This is a genomic window from Undibacterium sp. GW821-FHT07F11 (assembly GCF_059418665.1).
Map to the genome: position 1 here is coordinate 213,295 of NZ_JBWKQH010000009.1, position 26,214 is coordinate 239,508.

General features: G+C 49.7%; 26 protein-coding genes and 1 tRNA gene. 15 read left to right on the top strand and 12 right to left on the bottom strand.

The genetic code is table 11. The features are described 5' to 3' along the window. Positions 1-134: 134 nt before the first annotated feature. Positions 135-1,415: a GNAT family N-acetyltransferase gene (locus AC07OI_RS22345; RefSeq protein WP_495258741.1), complete on the top strand. Its 1,281-nt coding sequence runs from the start codon at positions 135-137 to the stop codon at positions 1,413-1,415. A 55-nt stretch (positions 1,416-1,470) separates the two neighbouring features. On the opposite strand, the gene sodC is transcribed toward AC07OI_RS22345, so the two are convergent. Together sodC and AC07OI_RS22355 are read right to left on the bottom strand one after the other, a co-directional pair. Beyond that, positions 1,471-1,983, bottom strand: coding sequence for a superoxide dismutase [Cu-Zn] SodC (gene sodC / locus AC07OI_RS22350; RefSeq protein ID WP_492708183.1), 513 nt, complete (start codon positions 1,981-1,983; stop codon positions 1,471-1,473). Between the two features lie 222 nt (positions 1,984-2,205). After that, the gene (locus tag AC07OI_RS22355; RefSeq protein ID WP_495258742.1) at positions 2,206-2,931 is read right to left on the bottom strand and encodes an ArsR/SmtB family transcription factor; all 726 of its coding nucleotides are present in this window, start codon (positions 2,929-2,931) and stop codon (positions 2,206-2,208) included. Between the two features lie 75 nt (positions 2,932-3,006). On the opposite strand from AC07OI_RS22355, the gene AC07OI_RS22360 reads away from it, so the two are divergent. The 4 genes from AC07OI_RS22360 to AC07OI_RS22375 all read left to right on the top strand — a co-directional run bounded on the left by AC07OI_RS22360 (position 3,007) and on the right by AC07OI_RS22375 (position 7,837). Next, positions 3,007-3,390, top strand: coding sequence for a RidA family protein (locus AC07OI_RS22360; protein WP_495258743.1), 384 nt, complete (start codon positions 3,007-3,009; stop codon positions 3,388-3,390). Between the two features lie 318 nt (positions 3,391-3,708). Beyond that, positions 3,709-6,657 carry a hypothetical protein gene (locus tag AC07OI_RS22365; protein ID WP_495258744.1) on the top strand — a complete coding sequence of 983 codons (2,949 nt, stop codon included), beginning with the start codon at positions 3,709-3,711 and terminating at the stop codon, positions 6,655-6,657. A gap of 80 nt (positions 6,658-6,737) precedes the next feature. Continuing rightward, positions 6,738-7,436 (top strand): phosphodiester glycosidase family protein, encoded by a 699-nt coding sequence (locus AC07OI_RS22370; protein ID WP_492708190.1) that lies wholly within the window; start codon positions 6,738-6,740, stop codon positions 7,434-7,436. Between the two features lie 95 nt (positions 7,437-7,531). Beyond that, a complete protein-coding gene (locus AC07OI_RS22375; protein ID WP_495258745.1) occupies positions 7,532-7,837 on the top strand; it encodes a hypothetical protein in 306 nt (101 codons plus the stop codon). Here AC07OI_RS22375 and AC07OI_RS22380 read toward each other — a convergent pair. After that, positions 7,824-8,399 carry an STM3941 family protein gene (locus AC07OI_RS22380; RefSeq protein WP_492708192.1) on the bottom strand — a complete coding sequence of 192 codons (576 nt, stop codon included), beginning with the start codon at positions 8,397-8,399 and terminating at the stop codon, positions 7,824-7,826. The two genes, AC07OI_RS22375 and AC07OI_RS22380, sit on opposite strands and share 14 nt — an antisense overlap. Positions 8,400-8,720: 321 nt before the next feature. Between AC07OI_RS22380 and AC07OI_RS22385 the strand changes: the two genes are divergently transcribed. Then, positions 8,721-9,095 carry a VOC family protein gene (locus AC07OI_RS22385; RefSeq protein ID WP_492708194.1) on the top strand — a complete coding sequence of 125 codons (375 nt, stop codon included), beginning with the start codon at positions 8,721-8,723 and terminating at the stop codon, positions 9,093-9,095. A 44-nt stretch (positions 9,096-9,139) separates the two neighbouring features. Here AC07OI_RS22385 and AC07OI_RS22390 read toward each other — a convergent pair whose 3' ends face one another. Next, positions 9,140-9,646 (bottom strand): hypothetical protein, encoded by a 507-nt coding sequence (locus AC07OI_RS22390; RefSeq protein WP_495258746.1) that lies wholly within the window; start codon positions 9,644-9,646, stop codon positions 9,140-9,142. A gap of 189 nt (positions 9,647-9,835) precedes the next feature. Next, positions 9,836-9,910 (bottom strand) — tRNA-Arg (locus AC07OI_RS22395). A gap of 176 nt (positions 9,911-10,086) precedes the next feature. Between AC07OI_RS22395 and abc-f the strand changes: the two genes are divergently transcribed. After that, positions 10,087-11,997: a ribosomal protection-like ABC-F family protein gene (gene abc-f, locus AC07OI_RS22400; RefSeq protein ID WP_495258747.1), complete on the top strand. Its 1,911-nt coding sequence runs from the start codon at positions 10,087-10,089 to the stop codon at positions 11,995-11,997. A 195-nt stretch (positions 11,998-12,192) separates the two neighbouring features. Then, positions 12,193-12,948, top strand: coding sequence for an SDR family oxidoreductase (locus tag AC07OI_RS22405; RefSeq protein ID WP_495258748.1), 756 nt, complete (start codon positions 12,193-12,195; stop codon positions 12,946-12,948). Between the two features lie 2 nt (positions 12,949-12,950). Here AC07OI_RS22405 and AC07OI_RS22410 read toward each other — a convergent pair whose 3' ends face one another. Further along, on the bottom strand, positions 12,951-13,484 hold the full coding sequence (locus AC07OI_RS22410; RefSeq protein WP_495258749.1) for an acyl-CoA thioesterase family protein: 534 nt from the start codon (positions 13,482-13,484) through the stop codon (positions 12,951-12,953). An 89-nt stretch (positions 13,485-13,573) separates the two neighbouring features. Then, the gene (locus AC07OI_RS22415; RefSeq protein WP_492708203.1) at positions 13,574-14,281 is read right to left on the bottom strand and encodes an SDR family oxidoreductase; all 708 of its coding nucleotides are present in this window, start codon (positions 14,279-14,281) and stop codon (positions 13,574-13,576) included. Between the two features lie 301 nt (positions 14,282-14,582). On the opposite strand from AC07OI_RS22415, the gene AC07OI_RS22420 reads away from it, so the two are divergent. Beyond that, positions 14,583-15,251: a hypothetical protein gene (locus tag AC07OI_RS22420; protein ID WP_495258750.1), complete on the top strand. Its 669-nt coding sequence runs from the start codon at positions 14,583-14,585 to the stop codon at positions 15,249-15,251. 65 nt (positions 15,252-15,316) lie between these two features. Here AC07OI_RS22420 and AC07OI_RS22425 read toward each other — a convergent pair whose 3' ends face one another. Together AC07OI_RS22425 and AC07OI_RS22430 are read right to left on the bottom strand one after the other, a co-directional pair. After that, positions 15,317-15,853 (bottom strand): isochorismatase family protein, encoded by a 537-nt coding sequence (locus AC07OI_RS22425; RefSeq protein WP_492708207.1) that lies wholly within the window; start codon positions 15,851-15,853, stop codon positions 15,317-15,319. Positions 15,854-15,963: 110 nt separating this feature from the next. Further along, entirely contained in the window at positions 15,964-16,830 is an 867-nt protein-coding gene (locus tag AC07OI_RS22430; RefSeq protein ID WP_495258751.1) for a LysR family transcriptional regulator, read from the bottom strand. Between the two features lie 126 nt (positions 16,831-16,956). Between AC07OI_RS22430 and AC07OI_RS22435 the strand changes: the two genes are divergently transcribed. From AC07OI_RS22435 to AC07OI_RS22450, 4 genes are all read left to right on the top strand, one after another. Further along, the gene (locus AC07OI_RS22435) at positions 16,957-17,949 is read left to right on the top strand and encodes a quinone oxidoreductase family protein (RefSeq protein WP_495258752.1); all 993 of its coding nucleotides are present in this window, start codon (positions 16,957-16,959) and stop codon (positions 17,947-17,949) included. 1 nt (position 17,950) lies between these two features. After that, a complete protein-coding gene (locus AC07OI_RS22440) occupies positions 17,951-18,481 on the top strand; it encodes a lipocalin-like domain-containing protein (protein ID WP_495258753.1) in 531 nt (176 codons plus the stop codon). A gap of 152 nt (positions 18,482-18,633) precedes the next feature. Then, on the top strand, positions 18,634-19,716 hold the full coding sequence (locus AC07OI_RS22445; RefSeq protein ID WP_495258754.1) for a YjgN family protein: 1,083 nt from the start codon (positions 18,634-18,636) through the stop codon (positions 19,714-19,716). Further along, positions 19,713-20,720: a M48 family metallopeptidase gene (locus AC07OI_RS22450; protein ID WP_495258755.1), complete on the top strand. Its 1,008-nt coding sequence runs from the start codon at positions 19,713-19,715 to the stop codon at positions 20,718-20,720. Before AC07OI_RS22445 ends, AC07OI_RS22450 begins: the two co-directional genes overlap by 4 nt. 104 nt (positions 20,721-20,824) lie before the next feature. On the opposite strand, the gene AC07OI_RS22455 is transcribed toward AC07OI_RS22450, so the two are convergent. Continuing rightward, entirely contained in the window at positions 20,825-22,396 is a 1,572-nt protein-coding gene (locus AC07OI_RS22455) for a C13 family peptidase (protein ID WP_495258756.1), read from the bottom strand. A 76-nt stretch (positions 22,397-22,472) separates the two neighbouring features. Further along, positions 22,473-23,501 carry a UDP-N-acetylmuramate dehydrogenase gene (gene murB / locus AC07OI_RS22460; protein WP_495258757.1) on the bottom strand — a complete coding sequence of 343 codons (1,029 nt, stop codon included), beginning with the start codon at positions 23,499-23,501 and terminating at the stop codon, positions 22,473-22,475. 88 nt (positions 23,502-23,589) lie between these two features. Here murB and AC07OI_RS22465 point away from each other — a divergent pair, with 88 nt between their 5' ends. Both AC07OI_RS22465 and AC07OI_RS22470 read left to right on the top strand, forming a co-directional pair. Further along, entirely contained in the window at positions 23,590-24,075 is a 486-nt protein-coding gene (locus AC07OI_RS22465; protein ID WP_492708221.1) for a YajQ family cyclic di-GMP-binding protein, read from the top strand. Between the two features lie 12 nt (positions 24,076-24,087). Continuing rightward, the gene (locus AC07OI_RS22470; protein WP_495258758.1) at positions 24,088-24,732 is read left to right on the top strand and encodes a retropepsin-like aspartic protease family protein; all 645 of its coding nucleotides are present in this window, start codon (positions 24,088-24,090) and stop codon (positions 24,730-24,732) included. A 107-nt stretch (positions 24,733-24,839) separates the two neighbouring features. Here the strand turns inward: AC07OI_RS22470 and aroG are convergent, their stop codons facing one another. Beyond that, complete coding sequence (gene aroG, locus AC07OI_RS22475; protein ID WP_495258759.1) at positions 24,840-25,901, bottom strand: 3-deoxy-7-phosphoheptulonate synthase AroG; 1,062 nt, start codon at positions 25,899-25,901, stop codon at positions 24,840-24,842. Between the last annotated feature and the right edge of the window lie 313 nt (positions 25,902-26,214).

Here is a 26,214-nt window from a genome sequence, read left to right on the forward strand (position 1 = left end):
TTGCCTGCTGACTGCATGAGAACTATGGGAAATCAGCCTTGTTGCAAATTCTAACAATACAGTCTTTCGCATACTGTTCCATATACTGATTTACGCTTATGATGCAAACTCACAATTCATTGTAGGTCTGAAACATGAAAATTCCTGCTGCCCTGCAGTCCATTACCAACGCCTTGAAAGAACGCCAAAAAGAACGCAAGCGTCTGCGGGGCCCTGCTGACTTGTATTATGCCATTGCCGATTCCATCAGCATGCTAGATGCCGCATCATGGCAAGAACTGGCTGCACAATCCGGCTTTTTCATGTCGCTGGAATACCTGAGCGCGCTTGAGCAGGTATTGCCACTAAACCTGTCAGCCCGCTATGCCCTGATTTTTGACGGCACAGGTGCAGACCGGCAACCGGTCGCCGCCGTATATATGCAGATTGCCGATATCAGCCTGGCACAAGCACGACCAGAAAAGGCGGCTGACACAGATAAAAAATGGACGCTACCACTGGATCAACTGGCACAACATGCCAGGCAACGCATACTCAGTTGCGGCAACTTCCTTACCTTTGGCCAGCATGGCATTGCCTTTGCCAAGGATGTCGATCCCAAACTGGCATGGCACGGTGTCGTCGAAGTTTTATATCGCGTGCGCCAGGCAGAAAAACTCGCAGGCAAAACCCATTTCGTCATGATCAAGGATTTACATGATCCCTACATCGATCAGGCTGCACATCTGGAGAACCTCAGTTACCGCTATGTAGAAACCGAACCCAATATGGTGCTGGACCTGGCACCAGCATGGAAAAATTACGACGACTACATGGCCAGCCTTGCATCCAAATACCGCAGCAATATCCGCAATGCCATACTCAAACCCATGGATGAGGCCAATTGCAGTCTGGAGCGGCTGGATGACCTGACACCAGTACTCGACGATATCTTTGCGCTATACAAGGCGGTACAGGTAAATGCTGACTTTCGCCCATTCGAACTATTGCCAGAATATTTTCCTGTATTACAGGCAGCTGCTGGTGACAAATTCCGCTGCAGCGTCATCAGGCGAGATGGCCGCTTGCTGGGCTTTTTGATTTCTGTCGCCGACGGCGAAACCGCGATTGCTTATCACATAGGCTTTGACCGTGCCGCCGCTGAAGAACTGCCAATTTACTTGCGCCTGCTGCATGCAGGTATTGCTGATGCGATAGACCTGGGTTGCAAGCGCATTTCCTATGGCCGCACTGCGCTGGAACCCAAAGCTGCACTGGGTGCCAAGCCGCAAACCTTTGGTGTATTTGTGCGTCACCGTCAGCCCGTACTGAACAAACTCATGAAACGCCTGCTCCTGGGTATAGAACATGAAGATGCGCCCGACCGCAATCCCTTCAAGAAAGAAAAAGCGGCCAAGGCTGAAGCGCAAACCTGACCAGCTTAAGCCCTGCTGCCTTGACTATACGAGACAGGCAGCAGAGTTATACAACTCAGGATACGCCGCAAACGACGCGCGCACCACCGCCACCCAATACCGCCGGATGATCAGAGTGATTATCACCACCAATATGTATCATCAGTGAACGACCTTTGAGGTCAGCCAATTTCAAACGTGGTGCCAATACAGGCTGGCTAGCATTGCCACTCGCGTCAACATACAGAGGTGGCAAATCACCCGCGTGGCCATCACCCCATGGTGTGCCATGACGATTGCTGTTTTCTGGATCATAGTGGCCGCCTGCACCCAATGCCGCGACCAGTTTGCCGTCTTTTTCTTTGGCACTGCAATCCGCATTCTGGTGTACATGGAAGCCATGCAAGCCAGGAGTCAGCCCTGTCAACGCAGGCGTAAACACCAGGCCGTATTTGCTTTCAGAAACTACAACCTGTCCCAGCTTAGTGCCGACACCTGTTTCATTCACCTGGTTCATGTTCACGGTCACATCAGCCGCTGCGATCAGTGGCAAGGCGCTTAACAAGCAAAAAATTAATTTGGTTTTCATGAAGTTATTACCTTAAAGAAATTCAATCAACGTTAGAACGCATTTCGTCAATCAGATGGAATGCGTTCTATTGGCGTACGGGGTGAAAATATACGCGACTGGCATGCGATTGGCAATTTCGAAACCGGGCTAAGAGCTCAGGATTACATGGTGTTACAAATAAGTAGTGATGCTATTGCTCTGTGGCAGCTTGATTTCAGTGCGTAGTCAAGAATGTTCGAATTATGCCTCAAGAATTTGCCGCAAAGCCTGCTGGCCCTTGGGCGTGACGCTGACTACCCGCGAGCGTGGGGTACGCAATATCCAGGCTTCCCTGACAAACAAGTCCAGTAATTCAGCACCCAGCACCCCAGCCAGATGCGGTCGGCGCTGCGTCAAGTCTATACAGCAGCGTGCATACACGCGGCGACTCTTTGTATGTTCAGGACTTGTGACACCTATGGCGACTAGTTTTTCGCGCCCTAATGAGGTCAGTTTGAAATCCTTGGTTTCCGGCTCCAGCCATTTTGCTTTTAACATGGCATCAAGTAATTGCACAGCCAATTCGCCAGCCAGATGGTCATAACAAGTTCGGGCATGTAAAAACTGGTGGGGCATGGTGCGCACCAACGCAGGTGGGGGCGGCTGACGCGATGCCTTAGTGGGAGTAGCCGCACCAAGAACTGCTATCGATTCTATGAGGCCAGCAGCTTCGGCGCTGGCAATACGAAAATACCGATGCCGCCCATGCGCCTGCGAAATTAACAGCCCACCGTCCACCAGCCTGGCCAGATGCGCGCTGGCTGACTGTGCTGACACATTTGCTGCAAATGCCAATTCACCTGCGGGACGTGTCGTGCCATCTATCAGTGTCCAGAGTATGGCTGCGCGTGCCGGGTCTGCCATCAAGGCGGCAATGCGGGGAATAATGCTGGGAATGATATCGGGAATGTTCTGCGCGTCGTCCATACTTCATCCTGGGCTGAAATGTCGGGATTACATCTTGCCCATAATGTACCTCACTATCCATAACGAAAGATGAACATGCATATTCCCCACAATATCGGTATCGCCAGCCAAATCGGTAAATACACAGACGCTCAGGAAGTCTCTGGCCATGCCAGGTGGTTATTCACTTCAGGTACACCTGGTCTGGATCAGGACGGCAATTTGCCAGAAGATATTATCGGTCAGGCTGATCTTGCCTGGCGCAATATTGTCCGTATGCTCGACAGCAGCAACATGACAACAGCGGATATCGTCAAAGTCACGCACTACCTGACCAGAGAATCTGATATTGCAGAGTACGTCAAAGTACGCAGCAATTATCTTGGTGATGCAAGGCCAGCATCCATGCTGATGATCATCCCCGCTTTAGTCAAACCAGGCTTTCTGCTTGAAATAGAAATCATCGCTGCCCAATATTGATACTTGCAAATCCCCTGCCCCCTTTATCAAGCTCCGTAAAATGCCGGAGCTTGTCAACAATCTCTTCACTGACTGACCTGTTCAAGGCAACTCAATGCAAATTAAATAAGCCCCTGCGATTCCATCGCTTGTCGGAACTCATTTCATAAATACCATCGAAATTGCAAAAGATGTTTATATTGCGCTGACAGTCATGCCATTTCAATCACCAATTCGATTGATTTACCCGCTAAATCACGCCATACACTCGCAATTTCACTTCATTTAGCTGACAATGCATCTGATATTTTGCGCGTGGAGAATTGGGTGGAAATTGGGATGGACCTGTTGTGGAGTGTAGTCGTGACGGTCATCGCCGTCATATTGCTATTGCAAGTGCTGGTTCTGGTCATCAGCATGAACCGTTTACTAAAATTGCAGTTATGGACCCCTCGAAAAACGCCCAGCCTGCGCACGGCGAGTGGTGATCTTTTACCAGTACTGGATGCCGCCCGCACTGAAATGGAGCAAGCCGGTTTCCGCTATATGCATAGCTGGCGCGAACGCTCGATGATTGCGGCGGATGATATCCCTGCCAGTTATTGCGATGTCTATCACCACCTGGCGCAAGATGTGCACGCCGAAGTTTATCCCAGCGAATCGCCTCATGATCAACGCCTGTACACAGTCTATCTGTGGAACACTTATATCGATGGCAGAGCTTTGCTCACCGTCAATGGCTTGCTGCAAACCATGGTGCCTTATCCGGCGCGAGTTACCGTCATCAATGACAAAAGTGTCGACCTTGCGGGACAACTGACAACACACCTGCATGTACGTGAACTGATAACGGTACAACGCAGTGATCCCGCCGATGCACCGAAAATCGCACAAAACCTGGCTGAACGCTGGCTGGTACGATTAGACAGAGAGGCCAAGGTATATCAACGCGGCCAACGTGATGACGAGAAAATTTATGGCTTTCGTTTTTGGCCTTCGCTAAAAATGGCATGGCACATGCGCAAAGCCAGTACACATAAGTCAGTAAAATCCCCGGCCATCTCAACTACCACAAGACCCGTTACAGATATAACCGCCGCACGTCAGTTGCGCGACCGTCACTCTTTCGTGCGTACCCTGTGTGCCTTGCGCTCCATGCTGGCACCACGTTGGTATCAATATACGAGTTTTGCCTTGTCTGCCCTCGCCTTCCTGGCATTGGGTACGTGGTGGTGGGGTATTACCGGAGCATTGGTCATCGGTGGTGTCATTGCTTTGCATGAAGGTGGTCACTGGCTGGCCATGAGGCTGGCTGGCTTTCGTGACGTCCAGGTATTTTTTGTACCGGGAATGGGCGGTATCACCAGCGGTGAAAAGCATGAAGCCAGCCCCTTCACACATATGCTGGTCTATCTGGCCGGCCCCATGCCTGGGTTGCTGTTGTCTTTGGCCAGTATTGCGTTGATCGTCAAGGACCCAACAATCTTGAACGCAGCCTGGGGGCCGTATCTGACGATGGCAGCACTGGCCTCATTGCTGGTCAACGGTTTTAATCTATTGCCTGTACTGCCACTCGATGGTGGCCGCGTCATCGAATTACTGGTCATGGCACGCCTGCCCTGGTTGCGCTTTTTGTTTTCCATGTGCAGCGGTATCGCCATGTTGGCCTATGGCCTGTACATCAGCGACAGGATTGTGCTGGGTATTGGCATACTCTCGTTCATCAGTGCGCAATTTCAATACAAACTTGCCAGAGCAGCTTCACTTTTATCAAAACAAAATACCCAGACGCCCGATAGCAATAGAAACTTCGCCCAGGCCGCAGGTGACTTATTTGACTTTCTTGGTCATGCAAGTTTCAGCAAATGGAGCTATGCCAATAAGCTGGCTGTCGGTCAAACCTTATTACCACGCTACCTTGGCAGACAGCCAGGCTGGAAGGAAAGCAGCGCGGGGCTGGGTTTATATATTGCCTGTATAGTCTTGCCGGTGGCAGCCCTGTTCAGCTTAATCTATTCTGCACCAACGACCATGTTAAGCCTGGCAGGCCAGGGCCTGTCTTCTTTACTGGCATCCAGCGACGCCAGTAAGCCAGTAGAAATAAATGAGAATGAGGGCAAGGACGCAGCGCAGTCGTGGCAAGAAGAAAGAAAGGTACTCAGACAGGCACGTGCTGAAAAAATCATCGCAGCCCAAGGTAGTGAACGAGCTGGCATACTCAAATCTGCACTAGATGAAGCCAGTGACGGTGACGCCGAAGATGCACTGCGTATAGCAAAAATTTATTACGCTGAAAATAATAACTCAGTACGACCGACTTACCTGCATGCCGATGCCGCTTTTGCCATGGCGAGTGCAATACGCAACTGGTCAGATCAGGATGAGCCGGAAAATACCAAGAAAAATGAAGCTGATGTTGCCAATTATTTGCAAGAGGCTGAAGCCATTTTGCGTGCAAGATTGCATGCGCAAAGCGACAGAAATGATGCCCGTTTATTAGCCGAAGTTTTGCAGACACGCGACGTAGACCCAGATAATCCAGCGCAACTGTTACTGAAGGAGGAAGTGGTCAGCCTGTTCGCCAAAGACAAGAACAAAGATGATACCCAGCTCTTGCAGGCACATCAGATGCTGGCGCGCGCCTACTATAAGACCGGTCGGGTTGATGATGCAGAACACCAGTTGCAAACCGCGGCAAGCGACTATGATTGTGACACCAAAGAAGTCGATGATTTTTTCTGTCACACTTTAAAAATAGACCAGGCCTGGTTGCTTGTCAGCAAAAAGAAATTTGCCGAGGCCCAGACTATACTTGGCAAGGTCGCCAACAAGGCAAAAGATCCTGTGCAAAACAATCTGGCAAATCTTGAGAGTCACCAAATAAAATGGATGATAGCCATGCTGCAAAAAGACTACCTGATGGCGAGGCAAGAAGCCATGGCAACGACACGGCTACATGCCCTGGATACAGGCAACTGGCTGATAAACTTGTTTATTCAACGAGCCCAACCTGCAGGCAATTTGCAATCTGACCTGATGTTGATAGAAAGTCTGCGTGCACAAGGTGATCAAGGCGAAGCGAACAAGATTGCTGAACGCCTGCTTGAAGTGCAGCGCAAAGCACGTGCAGAACCTGGCAACGTCAGATCTGCCAGCAGTGAGATAGCGTGCAGAATCAATTCTCATGGCAGCGCCTGGAAAAACCAGTTGCAGCAAACCCTGTTGAATATTGAACAAAGAGAAACCAGATGTACGCCACGTCTGGGCATGAGCCAAATGTCCCGTTAAATACATGACAGCAAATAAATCAATACCACGCTATTTTCCAATCACGAATCTTTTAATTTGGACATCTCACTTGGCAACCCATGAACAGAATATTATTGTTTATAGTAAGCCTGCTAGTCAGCTTGAGTTGTCAGGCTGCTGACCCTCGCTTCACTGTCATCAGTGTTGATACAGAACACGAGGAACTGCAACTATTCTTGCGTGATGAGACAGGCAAAGGTTTCAAGCGTTTTGATCAACTCAAGACCTGGCTGGCCACACGCAACAAGCAACTGGTCTTCGCGATGAACGCCGGCATGTACCACGCCAATTATGCGCCAGTAGGTTTGTTCATACAGAATACGGAACAACTGTTTGCACTCAATCTGGCAAATGGCTGGGGGAATTTTTTTCTGAAACCGAATGGCGTATTCCTGGTCAGCAAATCCGGCCCGCAAGTGATTGAATCATCAGAATATCCAGCAATAGCCAAGGATGTCTTGCTGGCGACCCAGTCCGGCCCTCTGTTGCTCAGGAATGGCGTAGTACACCCTGCCTTCAAACCCGACTCCAATTCACGTCTCAAACGTAATGGCGTTGGCGTGATCGGTAGCAAAGCCATTTTTGTGATCAGCGAGCAGCCTGTCAATTTTTATGAGATGGCGATATTCTTCCGCGATACTCTGCATTGTCAGGATGCCCTGTATCTGGATGGCAGTATTTCTGGCATCTATTCAGTGGAACTTAACCGGAATGATGTGACGGTAGATTTGGGACCGATTATTGGCGCAGTGAAGTAAAATTAATTTACCCGAACATTTAGAAAAAATACTCAAGCATGATTCCAGGTTACATAAAAAAGCGCAATCTTGCGGTTGCAATTTATCTCACTGGGATGTGCGTAATCATTTACCGCAGTCAGGTATTGGGACCAACCAAGAACGAGATATATTCCGGCATACTCGCATTTGTAGTGTATGGCGTGCTCATGGCAGCATGTTGGTTTTACTTAAAAGCAAAGAAGCGCTCTGGTGCCTGGCTGATACTCATGCCATTGAATATAGTGGCATTTATTATCTATGCATTGATGGAGGATCGCTCCAATCTGCCCGACAATATTCCCTGTCCAGCCTGTGGTGCGGCTAATTTCCCTGTGGATACTCACTGCAGATTATGCAAGACTGAACTCAAGCATGCGTAGGTGCCAGAGATTTAGCACTCGAATTTCCATATTTGTAAAAATAGGAATGGCTGATTTCCAACAACTCGTTAAATCCCAGTTTTAAGGAATTGGCTGAAATAACGACCGGGCTACCGCAGAGCTTATAATTCATCCTGTTCAGCATGCGCTTGGCAATACCCCCAGCCATGATGTAGCGCTCTGGTTCACTCACTCTGATCACCAGGGTTTTCTGGCTTTGTATTTCGAAAATACTGAAACCAAGAATTTCAGACCATGGAACAAAGCCAGCTGCAACGCCACTGCTGTTATCAACAATACCTGCCGAACTTAATATCAGGCCTGGTTTTTTATCAAGCAATTTTCTGATAGCGACCATGCCGCAAAGTCCAAAAAACAGAATTGCCGCCACGCCTATGCCATGCATGATGGCAGGGTTGTTATAACCACGCTGGGCTGCAATGTCAGCTGCATCAAGCTGCACCATCCAAAGACCCATCGCGACAAATATGACAGAACCAATAAGCAATGAGCGCAATTTGGTTTTGCTCAGTTCGATTACTTTTTCGTCATCGGCATCCATATACACCCTGTCTATAGTTAAAAGAAATTTAACGCCCTAAAAAAGAAATCCTAATGCAGTTTATTTAACTTGACCACATAAAAACATTGCTGAATATGCAAAATTATTATCAAAATGTATCTATGCTTGCAGTCTCGTACTGAAAGCTATTGATACCAGTTTTATGAATGCAACAATCGCAAGAAGCGAGGCAAAATCGTATTCAAAGACTGGGCCATTAAGACTTCACAAAAATTGCTCTATTTGAACTTTTCTGCTAACTTTTCAATTGGCATTTTTAAAACTAGTTTGCCCTCGTGCAAGCACACATCAGGATAGTCCATGTTTGATCACGTCAAATTCGGTGTCAGCGACTATGTCGCGAGCAAAACATTTTTCCTCAAGGCATTAGAACCGCTCGGGGTTGCTGTTGTAGCGGAGGGAGTGCCGACCTACGGTGTCGAGCTTTGCGCAAACGACGAGGTGTCATTGTGTCTGTACCAAACCGAAGAAAAGCCAGCCCATCTTCACCTGGCTTTCCAGGCCAAAAGCCGACAGCAGGTCGACGCCTTCTACCACGCGGCACTTGAAGCTGGAGGCAAAGACAATGGAGCGCCTGGTCTGCGCCCGCAATATCAGGGTAGATACTATGCAGCTTTTGTCATTGGCCCTGATGGCCACAACATCGAAGCGGTTTACCACGAACCAGAGAGTTGATTTGCACTTGAGGAGTTCCCCAGTAGCGCAGGGAACTAGCTTATTTAAAAATTACGTGCCGTTTCATGCCAGTAATGCGCGCTGTGCGATGTTTGCTTAACAACTGCATCGTCGGCTCTTGGAGACGGCCAAATAGACAAATGATAAAAATCCACGATTCCATCACCCCCTAGCGATTCGTGACCTAAATCCATGTCAAACGCGCAGTAGCGTACGCGATAACATCCCTTGGTCACAGGAATTCCACATACTTTATCCCCGTCCCAATTCATCACCGATATCGGCTTCTCACCAACGTCTAAAGACACTTCTACAATTTCTTCCCATTTTTCGTCGATAGGCGGTTCCGCATCAAAAACTTCCAAGGTGAATTCGACTTCACCAGTATGCAATCCAGTAATCAGAAAAAGTGTTCCAGAGATAGAGCCACCACACAATCCATTGGCTTGACCACGAAATGAATCATCAAGCTCCAGGCCGTAAGTATCCATAGGCAAAACGTAGATTTGACCGAAATGAACCTTCACGGACCCTTGAAATATCTTAGCCATAGATTGATAACACTTGAACGTAGTGATTTGTCAATTAAGTTGCGGGCGAGTGAACGCAAAATTGGCAGGAGAAAGCTTTTTAGAACAGGATCAGAATTGCTTGAGCCATTTTTCGCTTAAAAATCCATTCTAAGCCATTGATTTTACTTGGATTATGTTTACCTGATGACCAAGTGGAGGAGTTGGGACTGGTCCCGCCGACAGGAATCGAACCTGTATCTTACGCTTAGGAGGCATACGTTCTATCCATTGAACTACGGCGAGACACGGTGAGAAATACCCAGTTTTACTTGTGCATTTCTCAATCAGCCCGCCATCTTACCTGAGCTTGGCCTAACAATCAATTCAGCAGATGAGTTTAGATGCCTAGCTAGCGTACAATACTGCTTTTCTCTAATTTATGTCCGCGCATCTTCCTGATGCCGGTTTCACAGGGTTTTATGGCAGTTATCTCATTAAGCGATGCCCAATTGGCATTCGGTCACGTTGCTCTGCTCGATCATGCAGAGTTTTCCATAGAAGCAGGCGAACGCGTAGGCCTGATCGGGCGTAATGGCACGGGCAAGTCCTCCTTGCTGAAGATTATTGCCCGCACATCCAAGATTGATGATGGCCTGCTGGTCATGCAGCAAGGCATCAAAATCGCCTATGTTGAGCAAGAGCCGCAATTTGACATGGAGCTTAGCGTGTTTGACGCAGTTGCATCCGGTCTGGGTGAGCTGCCTGCCCTGTTGCAGGAATATGAAGCACTGACCGGGCAGTTTGGCGGCGACAATGATGATGCCCTGATGGAGCGCATGCATGACATACAGGTAAAGCTGGATGCGGCCGATGCCTGGAGCCTGGGTAACAAGGTAGAAACCACGCTGGACAAACTGAACCTGTCTAAAGACGCCATCATGGGTACGCTGTCGGGCGGTATGAAAAAGCGCGTTGCCCTGGCTTGTGCGCTGGTCAGTGCGCCTGATGTCCTGCTGCTGGATGAACCAACCAATCACCTGGACTTTTCATCGATACAATGGCTGGAAGCTCTGCTGAAAGACTTCAAAGGCAGTGTGCTGTTCATCACCCATGATCGTAGTTTCCTGGATAATGTGGCGACCCGCATCATAGAACTGGATCGCGGCAAGCTGACTTCTTTCCCTGGCAATTTCACGACTTACCAGACCCGCAAGGCGGATTTGCTGGAAAATGAAGAAGTAGAAAACGCCAAGTTTGACAAGTTTTTGGCGCAGGAAGAAATCTGGATACGCAAAGGTGTCAAAGCCCGCCGCGTACGTGACGAAGGCCGCGTCAAGCGTCTGGAGCAATTGCGCCTGCAACGCAGCGCCCGTCGTGAACAGCAAGGCCAGGTCAAGCTGGATGTAGGCTCTAGCGAACGTTCAGGCAAGATCGTGGCCGAACTGGAAAATGTTAGTAAGAGTTTTGGCGAGAAAGTCATCATCGATGATTTCTCCAGCATTATTTTGCGTGGTGACAAGGTTGGCCTGATTGGTCAGAACGGCGCTGGTAAAACTACCCTGCTGAAACTGATCCTGGGTCAGGATGAACCGGACAGCGGCACCATCAAGCAAGGCAGCAAATTACAAATCGCTTACTTTGACCAGATGCGTGCGCAACTGAATGAAGAAGCCAGCCTGGCAGACACGATAGCCCCAGGTAGTGACTGGGTAGAAGTGAATGGCCAGCGCAAGCATGTAATGTCTTACCTGGGTGACTTTTTGTTTGCACCTGAGCGTGCGCGCTCGCCGGTTAAGTCGCTGTCTGGTGGTGAACGCAACCGCCTGTTGCTGGCACGCCTGTTCGCCAAGCCAGCCAATGTATTGGTGCTGGATGAACCGACCAATGATCTGGATATCGATACATTAGAATTGCTGGAAGAATTATTGGAAGAATATACTGGCACGGTCTTTCTGGTCAGCCATGACCGCACCTTCCTCGACAATGTAGTGACCCAGGTTATTGTTGCTGAAGGCGAAGGCCAGTGGCGTGAATTTATTGGTGGCTACACTGACTGGGAACGCTATCGCAGCACCGTGCCAGCCGTCAAGGCAACAAAGACCGAGCAAAAACCAGCCGTGGCAGCAGTATCGACCATGAACGCACCAGCAGCAGCCAAGCCGAAAAAACTTAGCTACAAAGAGCAGCGCGAACTGGAAGAATTACCAAAGCTGATTGCTGCACTGGAAGCCGAGCAGGCATCCATTACCGAAAAACTGGCCGATGCCAATCTGTATAAAAACGGCCCTGAGCAAGCCAATCAATTGAATGCACGCCATGCTGAAATTGATGAGCAATTGCTGGAAGCGCTGGAAAAATGGGAAGTGATAGAAGCACGGAGCAAAGGCTAATTACCCACAGCATCCCCTCGCAACTGCAGGGGATGCATTACAGTGGGGTGCGTCATGCACACTCCCCAATCCGCAAAAAAAACTTCAAACTCTACGCCATCTGCGAAAAATCTTCATCCCGGTTACCATGCTATGACGAACTATTTTTCGCATTTTTGATGCATGATTTCACTCATCAAATAAGAAGGAGTAGCCATGACAAAAGTCGCAAGAGTTGCATTAGTCACAGGTGGCAGTCGCGGCATAGGTGCTGCTACTGCACAACAACTGGCCGCTGCTGGCTACGCAGTCTGCGTCAATTATCTGCATAATCATGAAGCTGCACAGCAAGTCGTGCAAGAGATACAGTCGCAAGACGGCACAGCGATTGCCATCCAGGCTGACGTTGCCAGTGAAACAGAGGTCGTACACCTGTTCAATGAAATTGATACGCGGCTCGGTAAACTGGATGCGCTGGTCAATAACGCAGGCATCCTCATGCAGCAATGCCGGCTGGAAGATTTGACGGCTGAACGCATCAACCGCCTGCTCAGCACCAATGTCACCAGTTATTTTTTATGTTGTCGCGAAGCAGTGAAACGCATGTCGACCAGGCATGGCGGTCAAGGTGGGGCTATCGTCAACGTATCATCAGCCGCAGCACGACTGGGTTCAGCCAATGAGTATATTGATTATGCGGCGACCAAAGGAGCGATTGATACCCTGACCAAAGGTTTGTCGGTAGAGGTGGCAGCTGAAGGCATACGTGTCAACAGCGTGCGGCCAGGTTTGATCTACACCACCATGCATGCCGATGGTGGCGAAGCCAACCGGGTTGAAAGACTGAAAACCAATGTCCCCATGCAGCGCGGCGGTGCACCGGAAGAAGTGGCATCAGCCATCAGCTTTTTGCTGAGTGATGCGGCTTCTTATATCACTGGCAGTTTTGTTGATGTGTCTGGCGGGCGATAATTTTATTGTGATGTGTTTCGTAATGATGCCATTGCTTCCAGCGCCTGGTTCCAGGCTAACAGTTGCGCGGACTGCTCTTCAAAACGCAAGCCCAGCAATTCAAATGGATCGACCGTTAAACGTCCGCGCTTGAATTTCATCTTGACCAGCACCTCGGCATGCAGCACATCACGCATATAAATTTCGTGCGAAAAATAAGCGCATTTATCATCTGCATGCAAGATGCGAGTGTCCACCCGCGCTCGCTGAAACATATGCACAGGCTTCATAAAGCTGACAAGCTGCGACACATTGACAAAAACCGTTCCGCTACTCAGCATGGGCCGCAACAAAGCGGTTTCGATGACAAAGTCCAGTTGTGCTGATTCTGCAAGCTGGAAGTATTTATCACTCTTCAAAGTCCTGATGCCAGTATCCCATGGCGTAATCCAGAAATACGAAGTGACACGATCACCTGCAGTTGCACGGCGGCGGACTACGCAATAAGAAAACAAGGCCAGTACGACCGTCAGGAAGTTACGGATAAGTCCAGACACGGGCACGTCCTTTACCGGATTAGGAGCTTTGCATCATAACCCGACAAAGGCTGTCATTGCACTTCTACGCCAATTCACATCGCTGAACTTTATTGACCACCCTCACGCAGATAAGGTGCTGAATCCAGCGACAGTGCCCGCTTGACTTGTCGCGTAATTTCATCAGCAAATACTTCTTCGCGCCCCTGTGCTATTGCCTCCAGCACCTGACTTGCCACTTGCTGCGGGCTGGATTTCGGCATGGCAATATGCTGCGTCATGTCAGTGTCTATGAAGGCGGCATGCACTCCCACTACCAGCGTCCCCTGCCCGCGCAATTCATTGCGCAAACCATTGGTCAGTGACCATGCCGCAGCTTTGGAGGCGCTATAGCCATTAATGCCAGCCAGATTAATCCAGCTCAAGACCGAGAGCATGTTAACCAAGGCGCCACCACCATTGGCTTTCAGCACCGGAGCAAAAGCCTGGCTCATCGCCAGCATGCCAAAGAAATTGGTTTCAAACTGTGTGCGGATGGCGGTGGCACTGTCATCGGCAAGAAACGGCGATGGCTGGGCGATGCCAGCATTGTTGATGAGCAGGTTCACATCACCGCAAGCCTGGGCTGCCGCCACTACTTGCTGTTGATTGGTGATATCGAGTTGTATGGGGTGCAGGCCAGGCAATGTGATTTGCGCAGGGTCCCTGGCAGCAGCATAGACTTTTTTAACGCCGGCTTCCAGCAAGGCCGTGGCGAATGCCAGGCCTAAACCACGGTTAGCGCCGGTGACGAATGCGACGGTATTGTTAAGTTCCATGACTACTCCTTAAGTTAATTTAGATAAGACGGGTTTGATTAAGTTGATGTCACAAATGAAGCAATGAAGATTTCGGTTTTATCGATCAATTAATATCAATCAACTTGATTAGATTATGATCGTCATATTTTTAGATGTCAATCATCATTTAAATAAAATGGCCTGCAATCCTGACAAGGTATTTGCTGGATAATGTTACGCAATTTACAAATACTGGCAGCATCTCTGTCCTTACACCTCACCATTCACGCAGGCAGAATGCTAAAGTGATGTCTTTATTTCCCCTGCATTGGTCAACAGTATGCGTATCCCCGCTCTTGTTTCGCTCACCATCCCCTTGTTATTACAGGCCAGCGTCTTGCCTGGATATGCACAGGCGCAAAACCTGTATCGTTGTGGCAGCACCTATCAGGACAAACCCTGTGACGCCGGGCAGCCCAGTCAACTGATCAAGAAAAACCCCAGTCCCTCTACTTCAGACAAGCTTCCACTGGACGGCAATTGCGTACGCCGCGGCGAAGAAGCAAAGAAGGTGATCTGGTACAAGGAAGGCGGCGGTTTTCAAGATAAACTGCAGGCTGACGCTAAAACTGCCGAGCAACGCAAGATCATTGCAGATGTCTATGCCATGAAAGGCAACGCGAATGACATCCGCATAAAAATCGAAAGCGACTGCATGGCTGAGAAAGAAGCCGAGCGCAAATTTGGCACTCGTTCAAATGATGATGAAGTCAACCGCCATCAGGCGGCAGAGCGCAAAGCCGTGAATGGTGAAACGCCCAAAGACAGCAGCAAGCCAGATACCAGCGAAGCTGCCCGCAAGCAAAAGCAGTGTGAGGAAGTCCGCAAACAAATCAATAGCTTGCGTAGCGCTCAAAAAGCTGGCGGCTCGGCGCAGGAAATGGAAACCCAGGCGAATAGCAGGCGAGATATAGAGACCAGCTTGAAAGAATTGGGTTGTGCCAAATAAGTACGGTGCACATCCATCATCGTATGGAAGGTGAGTTGAACGAATACTCACCTCATGGAATGACATCAGAAGTGAGGGCCAAACACTTCTGATGTGGTGCGTACCATGACGCGACTATTGACGGGAGTGGCAATATTCGACCACACCCAATTGTGATGTTCGACTATTTTGTCTGCTTTCATATGAGGTCTGTCACCTGTCGTATGTGCATCCGACAAGGCAATCACGTCAAAACCATGTGAGGCTGCTGCGCGTATTGAGGTATCTACACAAAATTCAGTCGTCAGACCGCACATGATCAGAGTGCGGGCCCCTGTGATTTTCAGATGTGTGAGCAAACCCGTACCGGCAAAAGAGTCACAGGCAGTTTTATCGACAAATACATCGCCGGGGGTGAACGGCAGTTCCTGTATGACTTCCCATCCGGCAGAACCAACCAATGCATCATCATTGGCGTGACGCACAAAGATGACCTGACCACCGTGTTCGCGGGTGTAGTCAGCCGCATGGCGGATACGGGCAATCACATTTGCCTTGTCAAAACGCGGGGTTACGCCATGTAACCAGGCATTTTGCATATCGATAATAATTAAAGTATTCATTTGACAACACATCAAATGCCTAAAACCACATGATACTGCTTTCAGACCTTATGCGTGCAGTGCAGCAATATTAAGCTAGCGCTTATTTGATAAAATTTGCAAAAACCTCATCAAACCAGTGCAGCCTGCACCATTTCACTGGCAAACAAGGCGATCAAATGATCTGCCACTGCCCTCACCCTGGGTGAACGCCTGACATCATCATGCATGACCAGCCAGAGCTTTCTTCGCAAAGGACAGGCTTCATGCTCAATAGAGCACAGGTCGCGATGGCTCTGGCGCAAATAATGGGGTATCACCGTTACTCCAAGGCCAGCAGCCGCACACTGTGCCAGCACCATCTGGTCATTGCTGCGCAGTATGACTTTACGCTGCCCCAGATAATCTTCCAGCCACTGGTGATGGGGGGTGGCGGAATTTTTTTCGTAAGCTGCAAACTCCCAATCCTGCTGTTGATGTTTCTTCAGATAGGCTTTACTGGCATACAGCCCATAGCCTATGCTCGCCAGCGGTTTGATCACCAGACCCGCTGTTTGCGGGCGGGCCATTCTCAAAGCGATATCGGCCTCACGTTTGCCCAGGCTGACATGGTGGCGTTCGGCCAGCAATTCCAGTTCCACGCCTGTCAGGCTGGCACACAAATTTTTCAGTTGGGGGGCGAGTACAAAAGTGGATAGACTTGGCGGTGCAGAAATACGCACCACGCCTTCCATCTTGCTGGCACTGAGTGCTTTTCTCTCGAAACTGAACCAGCGTTCTTCCACTTCCCGTGCATACTCGACCAGCTCATGCCCCTCTGTGGTCAGTTGCCAGCCACGCACCAGTCTGTCGAACAGACGTAGCTTGAGTGCTGCTTCCAGCGTATCTATTCGGCGGGCAACCGTCGTATGTTCTACCTGCAGACGGCGGGCCGCCCCAGTCAATGTACCGCAATCGACCAGCGCCAGAAAATAACGTAAATCATCCCAATTCATCATGGTGCAATTATGCACAGTCCAGGCGAAATTTTCAGCAATTTTCTTTCTGGTTGAGTTTGACTAAGCTACACATCAGCAATTCAAACCACTAGATATATGTTCTGAACAATTCAGCAGAGAGAGAATATGCAAGCCATACAATTAGCTTTACAAGGCGGGCCAGAAGTACTTGCAGTACGCGACCTCCCCATGCCAGTTCCCAAAGAAGGCGAAGTATTGGTGCGTGTTGATTATGCCGGCGTCAACTACGCCGACGTGTATCAACGCAACGGACAAAACCCGGCCAGCCTGCCCTGCATACCGGGGGCTGAAGGCGCGGGTATAGTAGTCGAAGGTAATGCCGGACTGCCCCCTGGCACCAGCGTAGCCTGGTTGTCGCAGCCCGGTTCTTATGCTGAATACCTGGCTATTCCAGCCTGGAAACTGATCGCTTTGCCAGCAGAAATCAGCACAAAAGAAGCTGCTGCAGCGATGTTGCAAGCCGTCACCGTGCAATATTTATGTGAGACCAGTTATCGCGTGCAGCCCGGAGATACAGTGCTGGTGCACGCTGGTGCTGGCGGCGTCGGCTTGTTGCTGACCCAGGTCTTGAAACACAAAGGAGCAACTGTCATCAGTACCGTCTCCAATCCAGAAAAAGCAGCCTTGGCGACAGCTGCCGGGGCCGACCATGTGGTTTTGTATACGGAAACGGACTTCGTCACCGCCACCAGGGATTTGACACAGCAAAAAGGCGTGCACGTCGTCTATGACTCCGTCGGCTTGAACACCTATCTTGGCAGCATGGCCGTACTGCGCCCACTGGGCAGCCTGGTCTTGTTTGGGCAGTCCAGCGGTAACGTGCCGCCTGTCGATCCCATGCATTTATGCCGTCAGGGTTCACTGTTTTTTACCCGCCCCACACTCGCCCATCACATCGCAGATGCCGACAGCATCAAATACCGTAGTCAACGCGTTTTGGGCTGGTTACGAGAAGGCATATTGCGTTTGCGCATACATCAGGTCTATGCGCTGGAGCAAGCCGCACAAGCACATGCTGATCTCGAATCGCGTCATACCACAGGCAAATTGCTGCTGGCTGTCAGTGCTACTGCAAAAGCTGGATTAACCGGGAACTAATATGAATAAAATATTCAAGAATACCGCCAGTCTGATTGGCCTTGTTGCCATGAGTTTGCCAGCCTGCGCTTTCACGGAACAAGATATAGACAGAAATGAACAGGCGCAAAAATACCTGACGGGTACCTGGTCATTGATAGCCGCACCTGAAATCCGTGCCGATGGCAGCCGTGGCGAAACCTTTGGCCCAAATCCACAAGGTATGCTTATCATAGACGGCACTGGCCGTTACTCCTTGCAGATATACAAGGCAGAACGCAGCAAGTTTGCCGCAGGTGATAAACGCAAGGGCACAGAGTCAGAATACCGTGCAGCAGCCCTGGATACCAGTTCACACTATGGTCGCTGCTATATCGACACCGAGAGAAATGTACTTGTCTTCAGGATAGAGCATGCCTCCTTCCCGAATTGGGACGGCAGTGAACAGGCAAGGCAATTTGAGTTAAGGGCTGACGTACTTAGCTACCGGGTGCCAGCCAGCGCCAGTGGCAATGGCACTACTGCTATTTCCACCTGGAAAAAGATACATTAGCAAAGTTTTTAAATGCTTAATACTTCAACTGCGGCTTGTGTTGAAACAGCCGCAGCCGGGCTGTCTTCAACGCTAATGCACTTGACTTAATACCAACCCCATGCGATCGTCCATGCTCTAAAAAAATTAAAGTACATGGGGAAAACACTCGCATGGATAGCTTTCAAAGCAATGACTTCTCAACAAGTCAACAGACGCCATCTGGCACATTGCAACTTGAATTCAAGGGGAGCGGCAGCGAATATTTCCGCATCTGGATAGTCAATTTATTGCTGAGTATCATCACCCTGGGCATTTACTCAGCCTGGGCTAAAGTACGCCGCAACCGCTATATGTATTCCAGTACTCATCTTGGCGGCAGCAGTTTTGAATATCATGGCAATGCCATCGCCATACTCAAAGGTCGTATAGTCGCCTTTGTATTTTTCTTTGGCTATCAGCTGGCATTCAAATTCTCTATTGGTCTTGGCTTTGCCATGCTGTTGATGATGATCGTCATCGTGCCCTGGCTGGTCTGGAAAAGTTTGCAGTTCAAGCTGTATAACTCCAGCTACCGTGGCATACGTTTTGGTTTTCGTGGCAGTGCTGAACAGGCGTATACCACTTTTTTGCTTTGGCCCTTCCTGGCTGGTATCACTTTGTATTTGCTGGCACCTTTCTTCCACCAGCGATTGAAAAAATTCCAGCACAATGAAAGTCGTTTCGGTAGCACGCATTTTTCTTTTGATGCAAGAGTTGGTCAGTTTTACTGGGCCTATCTGGTCGGCATAGGCATTATGCTGGCGGGCATCATTGTTATTTGCGTAGGTTTTGGCAGCACTCTGCTTGCACTGAGTACTGGCATGCGTGGAGATAAATTCGATATTGGCATAGCATCTTCATTTGGTCTGTTCATCTCTGCACTGTATTTCTGGATGTTCGCCATCTACCCCATCTTTTTGACTTTACTGCAAAACCTGATCTGGAATCACACCAAGCTGGGCGACCATCAGTTTAAAAATAATCTGAAATGGGGTCGCATGACTTTCATCGCCATTACCAATGTACTTGGCATTGTATGCACGCTTGGTTTGTTTATTCCGTTTGCACAGATTCGTTCCTTGCGCTACCGTGTTGAAAGCCTGGAGCTGGAAGTCAATGGCAGCCTGGACGATTTCATCGCCGAAACACAAGAGCAGGTCAATGCAACTGGTGAAGGCATGGCTGATTTGCTGGATTTTGATTTATCTCTATGAACAAAGTTACCGCCATCTATTTTGATGGCAAAACCTCGCGCCTGCGTCATGTAGAATTTTCGGTGCAGGGCGACGTAGCCCATGTGCGCGAAATCACCAATGATTTGAATGAAGGTGTCACCCGCAGTTGCCCACTGGCAGAACTGCGGGTATCAGAACGTACCCGTCATGCTCCGCGAAAAGTCACGTTCAGCGATGATGCTTATCTGGAAATTACGGATCATGCTACCTTCAATGCGATGCTGGAAAGTACAGGTTATCAGGATTCTGCCGTTGTTCAACTCCAGCAAAGCTGGACAGGTACACTGGCAGCGTTGGCCGCTGTCATCATCACACTGACCCTGGGTTATGTCTATGGTTTGCCCGCCGCGTCACGTGCCGTGGCATTTTCCGTTCCGGTATCGGTAGAACGCAAGCTGGGTGATGGTGTGCTGGAGTTTTTGGACAAGCATATATTCCAGCCGTCAAAACTGCCTGCAGCAAGGCAAGCTGAACTGCGTACTCGTTTCCAGAGCCTGCGGCCACCACGCGATGGCAGCCCCACATATCAACTGGTGTTCCGCAAAAGTGCTATAGGCCCGAATGCCTTTGCCCTGCCATCTGGTGACATCATCATTACCGACGAAATCATTGCGTTGATGAAAGATGATGATGCAGTGATGGGCGTGCTGGCACATGAACTGGGACATTTACACGAACGTCACCTGACACGCCGTATCATACAAAGCTCGGCCGTGGGTGCCATTGCGACCCTGCTGTTTGGTGATGTCTCGGCAGTAATTGCCAATATTCCGACCGTGATGCTGGATATGAAATATTCGCGCGATGCCGAAACTGAGGCGGATGATTACGCCATGCAAATGCTGGATGCCAATGGCATCGCCCGTGAACATCTGGCGGTAGCGTTTGAAAAGCTGGAAGCCCTGGCACCTGGCGTGTCACCCTATATGTCCAGCCACCCTTCAGGCAGCGAGCGTGTCATGCGCATACGCGGCAATAACTGAGCCACGATCAAGTCTGGCATTAATCGCGGATCTTTGTCATTTACCGCAAGCGACATCGCTGACACTAAATAATCAGCACCTGTGACCACGGCGCTGATTATCATTTATGGTGTACTCTTGACGACAGCAATACGATCAGGCTTCACAGGTTTTTGTATCTGCAAACGCTGCTCCAGCAATTTCAAACGCCCGCGAATCTCTTCACCGACAGCAATTTGTGGATTGGAATAACCGTCGCTCTTGCCTGCTTCTTCTTCGCGCTGCTTGATGATGGGCCTTGCCGCTGCATGCGCTGCTTCAAAAGACAGGGTCTTGTTGCGCAATTGCTCGTCATACATCGCACGGCCAAAGAAGGTGAGATCGGATTTGCTACCACAACCGTAAGAAGTATGGTCGGCATCTGACGCCGTCATGACCAGAGAATTCGCATCCGACAAAGGTGCCACCCAGTTACCCGCATAACAGGCTGAAATTGAGATAACGCGGTATTTGATACCTGCCTCATCCAGCCAGCCTTTCAAGTCTTCTGGTGTGACCGATTTAACGCTGAGCGGCCACATCCCGGCAGACAACTCACCGTCACTGGCACCATGCGAAGACATGTGCAGGAACAGGATATCTTCATTGACATCCATACGTTTGGCCACGTGCTGTATGGCACGCTGCAAATTCAGTGGAGTAGCCCATGGCAGGCTGTCTACGGTACCCGGATTATTCGCCAGTTGCAAGCTGCGTCCTTCAGCGTCAAAACGGTTTGCCATCACTTGCGTGACCATGCTGGTTTCATTCAGGAAGACATTCTCTTCGCCATAAGGCGCAAAACTGAGGCTGTACAAGTCTATGATGCCTGGTCTGTGTGGTTCCAGTGCCTCGAGTTTTTGGTTCAGCAAAAGCGCTTGCTCCTCGAATATTTCCTGAGTAATTTCGGGGGACTTGATCTCTGTATCTTCCTCATTTTTTTCTGTCTTTTCCTGGACCGGATACCAGAATTGTGTTGCATTGGTGCTGATACCCAAAGCACCAGCCGCTGCCATGGCGATGATGACAGACAGCATGGCAAGTACGCGCCTGTCACTGGCGCGCCAGAAGAACAAGCACTGAATAAACAAAACTACGACAGGTGGCACAAGATAGACCAGCCATTGCATGCGCACGGATAATTTTGACAGATCATACCAACCCACATGTATGAGTAAGGCGCCGATAGTGCAGATGACAACATTCAATACCAACATTTGAGCAAGTGCCAGCACAAAAAAATGCGCCGCATCCGGTGCCCTGCTGTCAGAAGTTGCAACGTTTCCCTGCGTTTGTATAAGCACTGGCCGCAAGCAGTAACATCCCCAGGCAAGAGCAGCGAATTCCAACCAGCCTGAAGCCAGAACTTGCCAATAAAACCGGGCAGCGCCAACGAACATGAGGCGCTGCAGGCCTATATGGCAGCTCAAGTAAAAGAACATCAATAGCGCGATCAGCCAGGGTGATGCTGGCAGTCCCTGCCACCTCGGTTTTAAGCAAATACTCACGCGCATGGCCTCTACCAGCAAACGACGCAGGGAGGTAGTATGATTGTCGCCAGGGTCCTGCGTGTCTGTTGTGGCTGGTGCCAGGGGCAACACTTTACCCTCTGGTTCAGAGCTGTGTGCCGCACTATTTGCTGTTAAAAATTCCGTCATTCAATTACCTGTTAAAAAATACTCGAAGATGATATTCACAGCCGTGCAGTAAAACCTGTAGCGACGAATAAACGCCTCAGAAAAACACCGGTTCAACTTCCAATAACACGCCAAACTTGCCCATCACATCCGCCTGCACTGCCTGCGCCAACGCTCTTACTTCTGCCCCGCTGGCACCGCCATGATTAACCAGTACCAGTGCCTGTTTTTCATAGACGCCTGCCTTGCCCATCTGCCTGCCCTTCCAGCCGCACTGATCGATCAGCCAGCCAGCTGCCAGCTTGTAGTCACCACTATCTTGCTGATAGCTGACCAGTCCGGGATAGGCAGCCAGCAAGCTGTTGCGCAAACTCGCGGGCACGATAGGGTTTTTGAAAAAACTACCCGCATTGCCTATCCTGGCTGGATCTGGTAATTTTGCCTGGCGTATGGCAACGACAGCCTCACTGATATCTCTGGCGCTGGGATTGGCAATCCGGTGCTGGCTTAAATACTGCGAGACATCGGCATAACCCAACCTTGCCTGCCAGCGCTTGGGCAAGGCAAAGCGCACACTGAGTATGACCATGCGGTCTTTATATTCCTGCTTGAAAATACTGTCGCGATAGGCAAAGCGGCATGCAGCCTTGTCGATTTCCACCAACTGGCCAGTGACAAAATCAAAGGCGCTCAGACTGCTGAAGACTTCCTGGATTTCTATTCCATAGGCACCAATATTCTGTATGGGTGCAGCACCTACGGTGCCAGGTATCAGGGACAGATTTTCCAGCCCGCCCAGCCCTTGTTCCAGTGTCCACAATACAAATTCGTGCCAGTTCTCGCCTGCTGCGGCTTGTACATAAACATAATCCTCATCTTCACCAAGGATTTGCCTGCCTTTCAAGCCCATTTGCAAGACCAGGGCATCCAGTTGATCAGACAAAACAAGATTGCTGCCACCACCCAATATCAGACGTGGCAGGGCTTTGAGCTGTGCATCCGCAAAGATGGCTTGCAGTTGCGCTAGTTGCTCTATACGCAAAAACTGGCGGGCGCGGGCCGCGATGCCAAAGGTATTGAGGTTTTGCAGAGAGTAATCTGCTGAAAATGTGAGTAAATTCGTCATAAGACCCAAATTATAGCCTTTGCTCTCTCATGCCTGTCTGCATTTGCTAAAATGGCGCTTAATTCATTATTTTACGCAAGGAAGCAAGATGCCCTCATTTGATACCGTCTCCGAAGCCAATATGGTTGATGTCAAGAATGCCATTGATCAGACCAATAAAGTAGTCACCAACCGTTTTGACCTGAAAGGCAGCAGCGCCAAAGTCGAACAAAAAGACCGTGAATTGACGATCTATGGTGATTCCGAGTTCCATCTCGACCAGGTTCGTACAGAATTGACTATGACGCTGGCCAAACGCAATGTTGATGTGCGCTTCCTGGACATGGGCAAGATAGAAAAAATTGGTGGTGACAAAGTCAAGCAAGGCATCAAGGTTAAAAACGGTATAGAAACCGAAGATGCCAAGAAAATTGTTAAAGCCATCAAGGATAGCAAACTGAAAGTGCAAGGCAGCATACAAGGTGATGCTGTGCGTGTGACAGGTGCCAAGCGCGATGACCTGCAAGCAGCGATGGCCATGCTGCGTAAGGAAATCAAGGACCTGCCTTTGGAATTCAATAACTTCCGCGACTGAACCGGTATGCGCGTGCCTTTGAAGAATCTGAAATTCCTGAGTATGCTGGGTCTGCTGGGCTGTACTGCACTGACCCACGCTACTGATATAGGTGTGGTCGGTTTATTCCCGGGCAAAGCTATCCTGGTGGTAGATGGTGCGCCACCGAAAACCTATACCGTTGGCAGCAATGTCAGTGGCGACACCAAGCTCATTGATGCCGACCGCGAATCAGCGACGGTCATGATCAATGGCAAGCGCAAAGTGCTAACCATGGGACAAACCGTACATCGGTCTGCACCAAGCAGCGGTAACAGCGTTGTGTTGAAGGCAGGTGAGCGCGGCCATTTTACGGCACCGGCCATGATCAATGGTATCAGTATCAATATGCTGGTGGATACTGGTGCGAGTCTGATCGCTTTGCCAGCTGCAGATGCAATCAGGCTAGGTATTAATTACAGGCAAGGCAGGCCAGGCAGCGCCAGTACCGCAGGCGGCGTAGTCCCCACTTATCTCGTCAAACTGGATACGGTAAAAATCGGTGATGTTGAATTGCATCAGGTCGAAGCCTCTATCATCGAACAAGGTCTCAACGTTCCCTTGCTGGGGATGTCCTTCCTGAACCGCATGGAAATGCGCCGTGAAGGGGATCAGATGACCCTGACGAAGCGGTATTAAAGTAACTACGCGCAAATCCATTACCTTCTGTGGTTGTGGTCCTCCATCAATTTCAAATCATCTCGATATGTTCGCCAGCAGTCACAATAACTGCTGGCTCACCTGCTTTAATAAGCCTGTTTCAAACGCCTTTGTTTGACAGATTCAGCCAGGCCTTCAAGCACCTTGATACTCGACTCCCAATCGATGCAGCCGTCAGTCACTGATTGCCCATAAACCAGTTCTTTGCCGGGCACCAGGTCCTGGCGACCTGCGACCAGATGGGATTCAATCATGACACCAACAATACGGGTGTCACCGTCGGCGATTTGTTTGCCAATATCTGCGCAAACCGGGATTTGGTTGGCAGGATTTTTTGAGCTGTTGGCGTGCGACGCATCTATCATCAGACGTGATGCCAGGCCACTGCTGGCGATGTCCTTGCAGGCAGCACCAACACTGACGGCATCATAGTTAGGCGTTTTACCACCACGCAGGATGATGTGGCAATCTTCATTGCCGTTGGTAGAAACGATGGCAGAATGGCCGCCCTTGGTGACTGATAAAAAATGATGTGGCTGCGATGCAGCCTTGATCGCATCAACGGCAATTTTTACATTGCCGTCTGTCCCATTTTTGAATCCCACCGGGCAAGAAAGGCCGGATGCGAGCTCCCTGTGAACCTGGGACTCCGTAGTGCGGGCACCAATTGCACCCCAGCTGATCAGGTCAGCGATGTATTGCGGGCTGATCACATCAAGATACTCAGTGCCAGCAGGCAGGCCCAGTTCATTGATATTCAGTAACAATTCACGGGCAATGCGCAGACCATCATTGATGCGGAAGCTGTTATCGAGGTAAGGATCATTGATAAGCCCTTTCCAGCCGACTGTGGTGCGTGGTTTTTCAAAGTACACGCGCATGATGATTTCCAGTTCACCGGCAAAACGTGGCCGCTCTGCTGCCAGACGCTGTGCATATTCCATCGCTGCCTTGGTGTCGTGGATGGAGCATGGGCCTATGACTACCATCAATCTGTCGTCCTGACCATGCAGGATGCGATGCAGGGAGGTACGGGCATTGGCTGCGGTTTCCGACGCTTTTTCGGAACAGGCAAACTCACGTATCAAGTGTGAGGGTGGAACCAGTTCCTTCATTTCGCGTATGCGTAAATCATCGGTGCGTTGCATGTTTTCTCCTGAGAATTTCTTAAAAAATAATATATGTAAATGTAGTCAAAATTCTGATTGGTAAAGCTAATTACTATTCAATTTCTATTCTGGCCTGATTGCAATTTACTGGTAATAAGTGCAAGGGCAAAAAAAAACCGCCTGATCGGGCGGTTTTTTAGAATTTTGGTTTAACTCTTTTTCTTCGAGTGCTTACCGTCTTTCCACCGCCCTTGGCTTGGAATAGCTAAAATAAAAGAAGAAAAAGAAAGCAATGTGTTTCATATCAATATTTGCGTATGTATTCGGCTCAATGATTATTTTTGCATGGTTT

What these genes read in the sequence shown, in the direction of transcription:
- AC07OI_RS22455 (WP_495258756.1), bottom strand. Translation starts at nt 22,396, where the DNA reads ATGACGGAATTTTTAACAGCAAATAGTGCGGCACACAGCTCTGAACCA.
- AC07OI_RS22415 (WP_492708203.1), bottom strand. Translation starts at nt 14,281, where the DNA reads ATGGAACTTAACAATACCGTCGCATTCGTCACCGGCGCTAACCGTGGT.
- murB (WP_495258757.1), bottom strand. Translation starts at nt 23,501, where the DNA reads ATGACGAATTTACTCACATTTTCAGCAGATTACTCTCTGCAAAACCTC.
- AC07OI_RS22445 (WP_495258754.1), top strand. Translation starts at nt 18,634, where the DNA reads ATGGATAGCTTTCAAAGCAATGACTTCTCAACAAGTCAACAGACGCCA.
- AC07OI_RS22430 (WP_495258751.1), bottom strand. Translation starts at nt 16,830, where the DNA reads ATGATGAATTGGGATGATTTACGTTATTTTCTGGCGCTGGTCGATTGC.
- AC07OI_RS22405 (WP_495258748.1), top strand. Translation starts at nt 12,193, where the DNA reads ATGACAAAAGTCGCAAGAGTTGCATTAGTCACAGGTGGCAGTCGCGGC.
- AC07OI_RS22465 (WP_492708221.1), top strand. Translation starts at nt 23,590, where the DNA reads ATGCCCTCATTTGATACCGTCTCCGAAGCCAATATGGTTGATGTCAAG.
- aroG (WP_495258759.1), bottom strand. Translation starts at nt 25,901, where the DNA reads ATGCAACGCACCGATGATTTACGCATACGCGAAATGAAGGAACTGGTT.
- AC07OI_RS22385 (WP_492708194.1), top strand. Translation starts at nt 8,721, where the DNA reads ATGTTTGATCACGTCAAATTCGGTGTCAGCGACTATGTCGCGAGCAAA.
- AC07OI_RS22435 (WP_495258752.1), top strand. Translation starts at nt 16,957, where the DNA reads ATGCAAGCCATACAATTAGCTTTACAAGGCGGGCCAGAAGTACTTGCA.
- AC07OI_RS22365 (WP_495258744.1), top strand. Translation starts at nt 3,709, where the DNA reads ATGGACCTGTTGTGGAGTGTAGTCGTGACGGTCATCGCCGTCATATTG.
- AC07OI_RS22360 (WP_495258743.1), top strand. Translation starts at nt 3,007, where the DNA reads ATGCATATTCCCCACAATATCGGTATCGCCAGCCAAATCGGTAAATAC.
- AC07OI_RS22450 (WP_495258755.1), top strand. Translation starts at nt 19,713, where the DNA reads ATGAACAAAGTTACCGCCATCTATTTTGATGGCAAAACCTCGCGCCTG.
- AC07OI_RS22370 (WP_492708190.1), top strand. Translation starts at nt 6,738, where the DNA reads ATGAACAGAATATTATTGTTTATAGTAAGCCTGCTAGTCAGCTTGAGT.
- AC07OI_RS22380 (WP_492708192.1), bottom strand. Translation starts at nt 8,399, where the DNA reads ATGGATGCCGATGACGAAAAAGTAATCGAACTGAGCAAAACCAAATTG.
- AC07OI_RS22440 (WP_495258753.1), top strand. Translation starts at nt 17,951, where the DNA reads ATGAATAAAATATTCAAGAATACCGCCAGTCTGATTGGCCTTGTTGCC.
- AC07OI_RS22355 (WP_495258742.1), bottom strand. Translation starts at nt 2,931, where the DNA reads ATGGACGACGCGCAGAACATTCCCGATATCATTCCCAGCATTATTCCC.
- AC07OI_RS22390 (WP_495258746.1), bottom strand. Translation starts at nt 9,646, where the DNA reads ATGGCTAAGATATTTCAAGGGTCCGTGAAGGTTCATTTCGGTCAAATC.
- sodC (WP_492708183.1), bottom strand. Translation starts at nt 1,983, where the DNA reads ATGAAAACCAAATTAATTTTTTGCTTGTTAAGCGCCTTGCCACTGATC.
- AC07OI_RS22345 (WP_495258741.1), top strand. Translation starts at nt 135, where the DNA reads ATGAAAATTCCTGCTGCCCTGCAGTCCATTACCAACGCCTTGAAAGAA.
- AC07OI_RS22375 (WP_495258745.1), top strand. Translation starts at nt 7,532, where the DNA reads ATGTGCGTAATCATTTACCGCAGTCAGGTATTGGGACCAACCAAGAAC.
- abc-f (WP_495258747.1), top strand. Translation starts at nt 10,087, where the DNA reads ATGGCAGTTATCTCATTAAGCGATGCCCAATTGGCATTCGGTCACGTT.
- AC07OI_RS22420 (WP_495258750.1), top strand. Translation starts at nt 14,583, where the DNA reads ATGCGTATCCCCGCTCTTGTTTCGCTCACCATCCCCTTGTTATTACAG.
- AC07OI_RS22425 (WP_492708207.1), bottom strand. Translation starts at nt 15,853, where the DNA reads ATGAATACTTTAATTATTATCGATATGCAAAATGCCTGGTTACATGGC.